The organism is Actinosynnema sp. NPDC059797, assembly GCF_042732085.1.
In the GTDB taxonomy this organism is placed as follows: domain Bacteria; phylum Actinomycetota; class Actinomycetes; order Mycobacteriales; family Pseudonocardiaceae; genus Actinosynnema.
In genome coordinates, this window is the sequence record NZ_JBHWIE010000252.1 from 1 (window position 1) to 10,394 (window position 10,394).

Below are 10,394 nucleotides of genomic sequence, written 5' to 3' on the forward strand. Positions count from 1 at the left end.
GTGGTGCGCCGGGCGGGCGCGCCGGACGGCGGCGGTCCGGCGGGTCCCCTCGGCTCCGCCACGTGGTCGATCACGCCGAGGCCCGAGCCGGAGGTCTACGCCGCCGGCGTCCGCCGCGCGCTGGAGCTGATCGGCGCGGGCGAGCTGGACAAGGTCGTCCTGGCCCGGTGCCTGGAGGTCACCGCGGACCAGCCCGTCCCCGTGCCCGCGCTGCTGTCCCGGCTGGTGCGGCTCAACCCGACCGCGCACGCCTTCGCCGTCGATGTGAGCGCGCCGGGCGACCCCGCGCCGCGCACCCTCGTCGGCGCGAGCCCGGAGCTGCTGGTGTCCCGGCGCGGCACCGAGGTCGTGGCCAACCCGCTGGCCGGGTCGCTGCCGCGCGTCGCGGACGAGGCCGAGAACCGCAGGCGCGTCGCCGCCCTGCTCGCCTCCGCCAAGGACCGCGCCGAGCACGCGCACGTCTCGGCGCAGGTGGCCGAGGTGCTGGGCCGGTTCTGCGCCGACCTGGACGCGCCCGCCGAGCCGGTGGTGATCGGGACGCCGACCATGTGGCACCTGTCCACCCGGATCACCGGCCGGCTCGCGGACCCGACCGACCCGGGCTCCTCGGCGCTGGCGCTGGCCGAGGCGCTGCACCCGACGCCCGCGGTGTGCGGGGTGCCCGTGGGCCGGGCCCGCGCCGCGATCGCCGAGCTGGAGCCCGAGGACCGCGGCTACTACTCCGGCCTGGTCGGCTGGTCCGACCTCGACGGCGACGGCGAGTGGGTCGTCACCATCCGCAGCGCGGAGGTGTGCGACCGGACCGTGCGGCTGTTCGCGGGCGCCGGGATCGTCGCCGGCTCGGACCCGGCCGCGGAGCTGGCCGAGACCAGCGCGAAGTTCCGCACGCTGCTGCGCGCGCTCGGGCTGGAGGGCACGGCATGAGCGCCGCGTCGACCGGGGGACCCGACCACACGCCCTGGCCGCCGCAAGTCGCGGCCCGCTACCGCGCCTCGGGGCACTGGCGCGGGCAGACCTTCGGCGCGCTGCTCACCTCGCTGACCGAGGCTTACGCCGACCGCACCGCCGTGATCGGCGAGCGCGGCGGCGAGACGACTCGCTGGAGCTTCGCCGAGCTGGACGACCGGGCGCACCGGATCGCCGCCGGCCTGGTGGAGCTGGGCGTCCGCGCCGGCGACCGGGTCGTGGTGCAGCTGCCCAACGTGCCCGAGTTCGTGCCGGTGGTGTTCGGCCTGTGGCGGGTCGGCGCCTGGCCGGTGTTCGCGCTGCCCGCGCACCGCGACAGCGAGCTGCGGCACTTCGCCGGGCAGAGCGGCGCCGTCGCGATCCTCACCGTCGGCGAGCACGAGCGGCACGACCACGCCGCCACCGCGCGCGCCGTCGCCGCCGACGTGCGCTCGGTGCGGCACGTGCTCGTGGTCGGCTCCGGCGAGTTCGACGACCTGGCCGCCACCGCGCCGCGCGAGCTGCCCGACCCCGACCCGGCGGGCGTGGCGTTCCTCCAGCTCTCCGGCGGCAGCACCGGGCTGCCGAAGCTGATCCCGCGCACCCACGACGACTACCTCTACAGCGTCCGGGAGAGCGCCCGGATCTGCGCGCTGCGCCCGGACAGCGTGTACCTGGCCGCGCTGCCGGTCGCGCACAACTACCCGCTCAGCTCGCCGGGTGTGCTCGGCGCGCTGCACGCGGGCGCGGCCACGGTGCTCGCGCCGCGCCCCGACGCGGACACCGCCTTCCGGCTCATCGAGGCCGAACGCGTGACGATCACCGGTGTCGTGCCGCCGCTCGCCGCCGCCTGGGTGCAGGCCGCCGCCCGCACCTCCCGCGACCTGTCCAGCCTGGAGGTCCTGCTGGTCGGCGGCGCCAAGTGCGGCCGCGAGCTGGCCGAGCGGATCGGGCCCGCGCTGGGCTGCCGGTTGCAGCAGGTGTTCGGCATGGCCGAGGGCCTGGTCTGCTACACCCGGCTCGACGACCCGGACGAAGTCGTGCTGGCCACCCAGGGCCGGCCGATCTCGCTCGACGACGAGATCCGCGTGGTCGACCCGGACGACCCCGCCGCGGCCTCGACCGACGTGGTGCCCGAGGGCGAGGTCGGCGCGCTGCTGACCCGCGGCCCGTACACGATCCGCGGCTACTACCGGGCCGCCGCGCACAACGCGACGGCGTTCACCGAGGACGGCTTCTACCGGACCGGCGACCTGGTGCGGCGCACGCCGACCGGGCACCTGGAGGTGGTCGGCCGCGCCAAGGAGCAGATCAACCGGGGCGGGGAGAAGGTGGCCGCCGAAGAGGTGGAGAACCACCTGATGGCCCACCCGGACGTGCTCGACGCCGCCGTGGTCGCGGTGCCCGACCAGTACCTGGGCGAGCGCACCTGCGCCTACGTGGTGCCGGTGGCGGGCGCCGCGCCGACGGGCCCCGAGCTGCGCCGCTTCGTCCGGGAGCGCGGCGTCGCCGCGTTCAAGGTGCCCGACCTGGTCCAGGTGGTCGAGGCGTTCCCGGTGACCGGCGTCGGCAAGACCAGCAAGCGCGAGCTGAGGGCGGCGCTGGCCGCCCTGGCGAAGGAGGGGTGACCATGTCCCTGCCGGAGATCCGGCCCTACCCGATGCCCACCGCGGCGGAGTTGCCGCCCGGCCGGGTGGCCTGGCGACCCGACGCGGCCCGCGCCGCGCTGCTGGTGCACGACGCCCAGCGCTACTTCCTGGCGCCCTACCAGGGCTCGCCGGTCCCCGAGATGACGGCGAACATCGCCGCGCTGATCGCCGCCGCGCGCACGCACGGCGTGCCGGTGTTCTACACCGCGCAGCCGGGCCGGCCGGAGGCCGCCGACCGGGGCCTGCTCACCGAGTTCTGGGGCGCGGGCATCGGCGGGGTCATCGACGCCGACCCGCACGCCGCCGACATCGTGGCCGACCTGGCGCCGGAGCCGGGCGACACCGTGCTGACCAAGTGGCGCTACAGCGCCTTCCAGCGCAGCGAGTTCGCCGAGGACCTGGCCGCCCTCGGGCGCGACCAGCTCCTGATCACCGGCGTCTACGCGCACATCGGCTGCCAGGCCACGGCCGTGGAGGCGTTCATGCGCGACATCCGGCCGTTCCTGGTCTGCGACGCCGTCGCCGACTTCTCCCGCGAGCGGCACGACCAAGCCTGCGAGTACGTCGCCCAGCGCTGCGGCGTCGTCACCACCACCGCCGACGCGCTGGCCGCGCTGTCGGCGTCCACCCCCGTCACCGCCGGAGCAGCACGATGAGCACCACCACCCCGTCCGCCGAGCGGGTCCGCGCCGACGTCGCCGACCTGCTCGGCATCGAACCCGCCGAGCTGGACGCCGACGCCGACCTGCTCGACCTCGGCCTCGACTCCATGCGGATCATGAGCCTGGTCGAGCGCTGGCGCGCGGCGGGCGCGACCGGCCTGGAGTTCGCCGACCTCGCCGAGGACCCGCGCCTGGCGCGCTGGACCGAACTGGTGGCGGGCGCGTGAGCCGGACCGAGGCGGGGCGCCCGGACCACCGCGACCGGCACCTGGAGCGGATCGCCGAGGTCCGCGCGGGCCGCGTCCCGGAGAAGGTGGGCTACCCGATCCGGGTCCGCGAGGTCGAGGTGGTGCGCACCGCCATGGTCGGGTCGGCCCTGCTGCGGGTGACCCTGGGCGGGCCGGGCACCGAGGGCTTCGAGGCGCACTCGCCCGACGAGCACGTCAAGCTGCTGTTCCCCGAGCCGGACGGCACGCTGCGGCTGCCCGAGCCGAACGGGCTGATGCTGCGCTGGCCGAAGCCGTCGCCGACCTCGCGCGAGTACACCGTGCGCCGCTACGACCCGACGACCGGCGAACTGGACGTCGACGTCGCCCTGCACGACGGCGGGCTGGGCTCCGACTGGGCCCGCGCGGTCGAGCCGGGCGCGGTGGTCCACGTCGCCGGCCCGCCCGGCGGCCTGATCGTCCCGCACAACTACGACCGCTACCTGCTCGCCGGCGACATCACCGCACTGCCCGCCCTCGCCCGGTGGCTGGAGGAGCTGCCGCGCACCGCGGCGGGCTGGGCGTTCATCGAGGTCGCCGACGCGGGCGAGGAGATCGAGCTGTCCGCGCCGGAGGACGTCGAGGTGCGCTGGCTGCACCGCGGCGACGCGCCGGCCGGCTCCACCACCGCGCTGGCCGACGCCGTGCGCGCGGTGCGGGTGCCCGAGGGCGAGCGCGTCTACGTCTGGGCCGCGGGCGAGGCGGGCGCGATCAAGCCGCTGCGCCGCTGGGTGCGCGACGAGCTGGGCCTGGCCAAGGCCGACCACGACATCACCGGCTACTGGAAGCGCGGCGTCGCCGACTTCGACGACGACCACGAGCACGACCACCACCACTGACCCCCACGAGAACACCGAATCCCCGAGGAACGAGCATGTCCATCGCCAGATCACCCCGCCTCGCCGCCGCCCTGGCGGTCGCCCTCGCCGTGGCCACCGGCTGCGGCTCCGAAGACGGGGGTGACGCGCCCGCGGCCCAGACGGGGTCCGAGACCCGGGTGTTCACCGCCGACAACGGCGACATCACCATCCCGGTCTCGCCGAAGCGGGTGGTGGCCACCGGTTACGCGGTGCCCGCCCTGCTGGAGGCGGACGCGCCGCTCGTCGGGATCTCCAGCTGGAACCGCGGCATCCCGCTGATGACCGAGGAGGACCGCAAGAAGTACGAGGAGCTGCCCAAGGTCGCGGGCGAGTCGGCGGCGGAGACCAACTACGAGGCCATCGCCCAGGCCGACCCCGACCTGATCGTCATCGGCGTGCCCAAGCCCGTGCTGGCCGACATCGACCTGGGCCGGCTGGAGGCCATCGCCCCCGTCGTGGCCATCGGCCCGTCGGTGCCGTCGATGTGGCGCGACCTGTCCAAGAAGCAGTCCGACGCGGCCGGCGCGCTGGCCGGGTTCGACGCCCTGCGCGGCGAGTACGAGGCCAAGGCCAAGGAGCTGGCCGACAAGTACGCCTCCGTGCTGCCGCAGCTGAAGCTGGCCCACGTCGGCGCGTACGGCGAGGTCGCCAAGGGCAACTTCCAGCGCGAGTTCAACGGCTCCTGGGGCACCAACGTCGCCCAGGACCTGGGCGCCAACTACTACGGCCAGGTGAAGGTCAAGGGCGGCGGCTCCAAGGACGTCAGCGAGTACCCCTCGATCGAGGAGCTGCCCGCCGCGTTCGCCGAGGCCGACGCGGTCACCTACTCCGTGGCCGCCGACGGCTCGATCCCGGCGCCGGTCAAGTACGTCATGGACTCGCCGCTGTGGAAGGAGCTGCCCGCGGTGAAGGCGGGCAAGGCGTTCCCGCTGCGCTACACCGAGGCGGCCACCTACAAGTCGGCCCTCAAGACGCTGGAAGCCGCCGACGAGGCGTTCGCGCCGCTGCTGCGGAAGTGATGGGGACGCGCCGGCGGTCGGGCGCGCGGGTCGTGCTGCTGGTCGCCGCCCTGGTCCTGCTGGTCGGGGTGGCGGTGCTCAGCGTCGGCGTCGGCGCGCACGCCATCGCACCGGTCGAGGTCGTCCGGGCGCTGCTGGAGCCCAACGGGTCCAGCGACCACCTCGTGGTCCGCGACATCAGGGTGCCCCGCGCCGTCCTGGCCGTCGGCGCGGGCGCCGCGCTCGCCGTGTCCGGCGTGCTGGTGCAGGTGCTGTCCCGCAACCCGCTGGCCGAACCGGGCGTGCTCGGCGTGACCGCAGGCGCGGCCTTCGCCATCACCGTCGGCTCGGCGCTCGGCGTGACCGCGACGGCGGTCGGCGAGCTGTCGGTGGCGGTGCTGGGCGCGGTGCTGGCGGCGCTGCTGGTCTACTCGGTGGGCCGCAGCTCGCCGCTGCGCCTGGTGCTCACCGGCGTGGCGCTCAGCTCGGTGCTGGCGGGCGTGTCCCTCGGGATGCGCCTGCTCCTGCCGGACGTGTTCGACGAGTACCGCTTCTGGTCGGTCGGCTCGCTGGCGGGCCGCGAGCAGGCGCCGACCGGGTGGCCGCTGCTGGTGATCGCCCTCGCGCTGGTCGGCGCGCTGCTGCTGAGCAGGCAGCTCGACGCCGTCGCGCTGGGCGAGACCACGGCGCACGCCCTGGGCGCGAACGTGGCCAGGGTGCGGCTGGCGACGCTGGTGCTGATCACCGTGCTGGCCGGCGCGGCGACGGCGGTGGCCGGCCCGATCCTGTTCGTGGGGTTGATGGTGCCGCACCTGGCGCGGCGCCTGGCGGGCGCGTCGGTGCCGTGGCTGACCGCGTACGCGGCGGTGCTCGGCCCGGTGCTGCTGCTGGTGTCGGACATCGGGTCCCGCGTCCTGCTGCCCACCGGCGAGGTGCCGGTCGCGATCGTGACCGCGTTCCTCGGCGGCCCGGTGCTGGTCTGGGCGGTCCGGCGGTACGGGGCGGCGCCGCTGTGAGCGCCCTGGTCCTGCGCCGGGGGAGGCTCTCGGCGCACGTGGAGCGCCGGACGCTGCTGCTGGCGGCCGTCCTGGTGCTGGTGATGGCGGGCCTCGGCCTGCTCGGGCTGTGCTACGGCGCGACCTGGGCGAGCCCCGCCAAGGTGTTCGACGCGCTCGGCGGCGCGCGCGGCGGGTCGAACGTGGTGATCCGCGAGTGGCGGCTGCCCCGGGTCCTGGCGGGCCTGGTGTTCGGCGCGGCGCTCGGCGTGGCCGGCGCGATCTTCCAGAACCTGACCCGCAACCCCATGGGCAGCCCGGACGTGATCGGCCTCGACGCGGGCGCCTACACCGGCGCGCTCATCGCGATCACCGTGCTGTCCGGCACGTCCGCGCAACTGGCCACGGGCTCCGTGGTGGGCGGTGTGCTCGCCGCGGCGGCCGTGTACCTGCTGTCGCTGGGCGGCGGGCTGTCCGGCCTGCGGCTGGTGGTGATCGGCATCGCGGTCAACGCCACGCTCACCGCCGTCAACTCGTGGATCGTGCTGCGCGCCGAGCTGGAGGTCGCCATCGCCGCCGTGGGGTGGAGCGCGGGCTCCCTCAACGGCGTCGACTGGGCCGACCTGCGCATCCCGTTCACGATCATCGCCGTGCTGCTGGTGCTGCTGGTGCTGCGCTCCCAGGCGGTGCACCAGGCGTCGCTGGGCGACGCGGTCGCGGTGACCACCGGCGTCGGCCTGGAGCGGCTGCGCCTCCAGATGGTGCTGATCGGCGTGGGCTGCACGGCCACCGTCACCGCCGTGGCGGGCCCGATCGCGTTCATCGCGCTGGCCGCGCCGCAGATCGGCCGCCGGCTGGCCCGCTCGCCCGGCATCCCGCTGCTGCCCGCCGCGCTGACCGGCGCGGTGCTGCTCCAGGGCGCCGACCTGCTCGCGCAGATGCTGCTGGCGCCCGTCCCGCTGCCCGTCGGCGTGGTGAGCACCGCCATCGGCGGCTGCTACCTCATCTGGCTGCTCACGAAGGAGGTGCGGCGCACGTGACCGTTCGCCTGACCGCGAGGGACCTGACCCTGCGCTACGGCGACCGGGTGGTGTCGACGCGGCTGAGCCTCGACATCCCCGACGGCGCCTTCACCGCCATCGTCGGGCCCAACGCCTGCGGCAAGTCCACGCTGCTGCGCTCGCTCGTCCGGCTGCTGCGCCCCGCCGAGGGCGCGGTGCTGCTCGACGACCGGGAGGTCGGGACGTACCCGACCAAGGCGCTGGCCCGGGTCCTGGGCTTCCTGCCGCAGGACCCGGTGGCGCCCGAGGACATCCGGGTGCGGCAGCTCGTCGCCCGCGGCCGGTTCCCGCACCAGTCGCTGCTGTCCACGTGGTCGGAGCACGACCAGGCCGCCGTGGCCGAGGCGATGGTCCTCGCCGGCGTCGAGGACCTGGCCGACCGGCCCGTGCAGGAGCTGTCCGGCGGGCAGCGGCAGCGCGTCTGGGTGGCGATGGTGCTCGCCCAGGAGACGCCGCACCTGCTGCTGGACGAGCCGACGTCGTTCCTCGACATCACCCACCAGTACCAGCTGCTGACCCTGCTGGCCCGGCTGCGCGACGAGGGCCGCACCGTCATCGCCGTGCTGCACGACATCAACCAGGCGTGCCGCTATGCCGACCACCTGGTCGCCATGAAGGAGGGTCGGGTCGTCGCCGAGGGCGCACCGGCCGACGTGGTGGACGCCGCGCTGCTGAAGGAGGTCTTCGACCTGCCCAGCGTCGTCGTCCCCGACCCCGTCACGGGCACGCCCATGGTCGTGCCGGCGCTGTAGAAGATCCCAGGAGCCCCAGTTGACCACCGCACCCGTCCACCCCGTCCCGGCCGCGGCGAACCCGGTCCTCGACCTGACCGGCGCCCAGCTCGGCATCTGGCACGCCCAGCGGCTGGAACCGGACTCGCGCTACTACGTGGTCGGCGACGTCATCGAGGTGCGCGGCGCCGGACCCGTCGACACCGGGCTGCTCGCCGAGGCGATCCGCGCCACCACCGAGGAGGCCGAGAGCCTGCGGCTGCGGGTGTTCGACACGCCGGACGGGCCGCGCCAGGTCGTGTCGGACGACCCGGTGCCGCTGCCGCCGGTCGTGGACCTGGGCGGCGAGGCCGACCCGGAGGCCGCCGCGCACGCGTTCGTGGCGGCCGAGCGGGAGCGCGTGGCCGAGGCGTGCCGGGGCATGGTGGACCGGGACCTGTTCTCGCACACCGTGATCCGCCTGTCCGACCGCGAGGTCTGGTACACGCAGCTGGGCCACCACCTGGTGTTCGACGGCTACACCGCGGCCATGCTCGCCCGCCGCACGGCCGCCCGCTACACCGCCCTGGTCGCGGGCGAGGAGCCGCCGCCGTCGACCTTCGGCCGGTTCGCCGACCTGGTCGCGGCCGACCTCGACTACCGGGGCGGCGAACGGGCCGAGCGCGACCGGCGCTACTGGGTCGACCGGTTCACGCCCCTGCCCGACCTGGACGACACCGCCGCGCCCGCGCCGGACGGGGGAGCGGCGGCCGGCACGCTGACCGCCCGCGCCGTCGTCGGGCCCGACGAGTTCGAGCGGCTGCGCGCCGCCGCCGAGCGCGAGGGCGTCACCTGGGGCGAGGCGCTGATCGCCTGCTACGCCGCGTTCCTGCACCGGGTGCTGGGCCGCGCCGACGTGGTGTTCGCGCTGCCGCTGATGTGCCGCACGGGTGTCGCGCTGCGCACGCCCGCGATGGCCGTCAACGTGCTGCCGCTGCGGGTCGGGGTGCGCGGCGACGACCGGTTGGGCGAGCTGAGCCGGCGGGTGGCGGCGGTGATGCGCGAGATGCGCGCCCACCAGCGCTACCGGGGCGAGGACCTGCCGCGCGACCTGGCCGTGCCCGGCGCGGGCGCGCTGCTGCACGGCCGGGGGATCAACCTCAAGGCGTTCGACCTGGCCATCGACTTCGCGGGCGCGACCGGCGTCATGCGCAACGTCGCGGGCGGCCCGCCCGAGGACATGGGGCTGAGCGTGCTGCCGACGCACGACGGCGGCCTGCTGCTGGGCTTCGAGGTCGACGCCCGCACCCACGACCGGGCGGGCGTGGAGGGCAAGCTGACCGCGCTGCGCCGCCTGCTCGCCGGCCTCACCGACCCCGGGAACCCGCCGGTCGGCCGGATCGACCTGGTCGGGGACGCCGACCGGGCCCGGCTGCTCGCCGAGTGGTCGCCCGCCGCGCTGCCCGGCGCGCCGCGCGACGTGCCCGCCCTGCTGGCCGACCTCGACCCGGCCGCGACCGCGCTGGTGGCCGGCGACGACCGGCTGACCTCCGCCGAGCTGGTCGACCGGGTGCACCGGCTGGCCCGGCTGCTGCGGGCGCGCGGCATCGGCGCGGACGACGTGGTGGCGCTCGCGCTGCCCCGCTCCGCCGACCTCGTGGTGGCGCTGCTGGCCGTGCTGGACGCCGGCGCCGCGTTCCAGCCGCTGGACGTCGAGCACCCGGCCGAGCGGCTGCGGGAACTCGTGGCCGACGCGGGCGCGGCGCTCGTGCTGGCCGTCGAGGCCACCGCCGACATCGGTCCACAGCGGACCGTCCGGCTCGACTCGCCGGAGACCGAGGCCGAACTGGCTTCGCTGAGCGGCGAACCGCTGTCCGATGTGGACCGCCACCCCGACCGGCTCGCCTACGTCATCCACACCTCCGGCTCGACCGGGCGGCCCAAGGGCGTGCTGGGGCGCGTCGGCGGCCTGACCGCGCTCGTGCACCACCACCGCTCCACCACCGTCGCGGAGACCGCGGCGGCCGCCGGGCGGCGGCTGCGCGTCGCGCACACCTACTCGTTCGCCTTCGACTCCGCGCTCGACCAGCTCCTGTGGCTGCTGTGCGGCCACGAGCTGCACGTCTACGACGCCGACCTGGCCCGCGACGCCGACGCCCTCCTGGCCGCCTACGCGCGCGACCGCATCGACGTCGTGGACACCACGCCCTCGATGGCCGCGCCGCTGATCGACGCGGGCCTGCTGCTC

10 protein-coding genes are annotated in these 10,394 nt (G+C 75.7%); all 10 read left to right on the forward strand.

What is annotated here, in order from left to right; genetic code table 11:
• On the forward strand, positions 1 to 924 hold a 924-nt coding region (locus tag ACFV4N_RS33025; protein ID WP_499676571.1), incomplete at its 5' end, for an isochorismate synthase.
• Positions 921 to 2,573: a (2,3-dihydroxybenzoyl)adenylate synthase gene (locus ACFV4N_RS33030; RefSeq protein ID WP_499676572.1), complete on the forward strand. Its 1,653-nt coding sequence runs from the start codon at positions 921 to 923 to the stop codon at positions 2,571 to 2,573. The genes ACFV4N_RS33025 and ACFV4N_RS33030, both read left to right, overlap by 4 nt.
• Positions 2,574 to 2,575: 2 nt before the next feature.
• Positions 2,576 to 3,250: an isochorismatase family protein gene (locus ACFV4N_RS33035; protein WP_499676573.1), complete on the forward strand. Its 675-nt coding sequence runs from the start codon at positions 2,576 to 2,578 to the stop codon at positions 3,248 to 3,250.
• The gene (locus ACFV4N_RS33040; protein WP_499676574.1) at positions 3,247 to 3,483 is read left to right on the forward strand and encodes a phosphopantetheine-binding protein; all 237 of its coding nucleotides are present in this window, start codon (positions 3,247 to 3,249) and stop codon (positions 3,481 to 3,483) included. The genes ACFV4N_RS33035 and ACFV4N_RS33040 overlap by 4 nt, the downstream gene beginning before the upstream one ends.
• Positions 3,480 to 4,361, forward strand: a complete 882-nt coding sequence (locus ACFV4N_RS33045) for a siderophore-interacting protein (RefSeq protein WP_499676575.1) — start codon at positions 3,480 to 3,482, stop codon at positions 4,359 to 4,361. Before ACFV4N_RS33040 ends, ACFV4N_RS33045 begins: the two co-directional genes overlap by 4 nt.
• 35 nt (positions 4,362 to 4,396) lie before the next feature.
• On the forward strand, positions 4,397 to 5,401 hold the full coding sequence (locus ACFV4N_RS33050) for an ABC transporter substrate-binding protein (protein WP_499676576.1): 1,005 nt from the start codon (positions 4,397 to 4,399) through the stop codon (positions 5,399 to 5,401).
• Complete coding sequence (locus tag ACFV4N_RS33055) at positions 5,401 to 6,396, forward strand: FecCD family ABC transporter permease (RefSeq protein WP_499676577.1); 996 nt, start codon at positions 5,401 to 5,403, stop codon at positions 6,394 to 6,396. Before ACFV4N_RS33050 ends, ACFV4N_RS33055 begins: the two co-directional genes overlap by 1 nt.
• A complete protein-coding gene (locus tag ACFV4N_RS33060) occupies positions 6,393 to 7,415 on the forward strand; it encodes a FecCD family ABC transporter permease (RefSeq protein WP_499676578.1) in 1,023 nt (340 codons plus the stop codon). The genes ACFV4N_RS33055 and ACFV4N_RS33060 overlap by 4 nt, the downstream gene beginning before the upstream one ends.
• Positions 7,412 to 8,188, forward strand: coding sequence for an ABC transporter ATP-binding protein (locus ACFV4N_RS33065; RefSeq protein WP_499676579.1), 777 nt, complete (start codon positions 7,412 to 7,414; stop codon positions 8,186 to 8,188). The genes ACFV4N_RS33060 and ACFV4N_RS33065 overlap by 4 nt, the downstream gene beginning before the upstream one ends.
• A gap of 19 nt (positions 8,189 to 8,207) precedes the next feature.
• Positions 8,208 to 10,394 (forward strand): AMP-binding protein (locus ACFV4N_RS33070; RefSeq protein ID WP_499676580.1); only part of this gene is annotated, 2,187 nt, incomplete at its 3' end.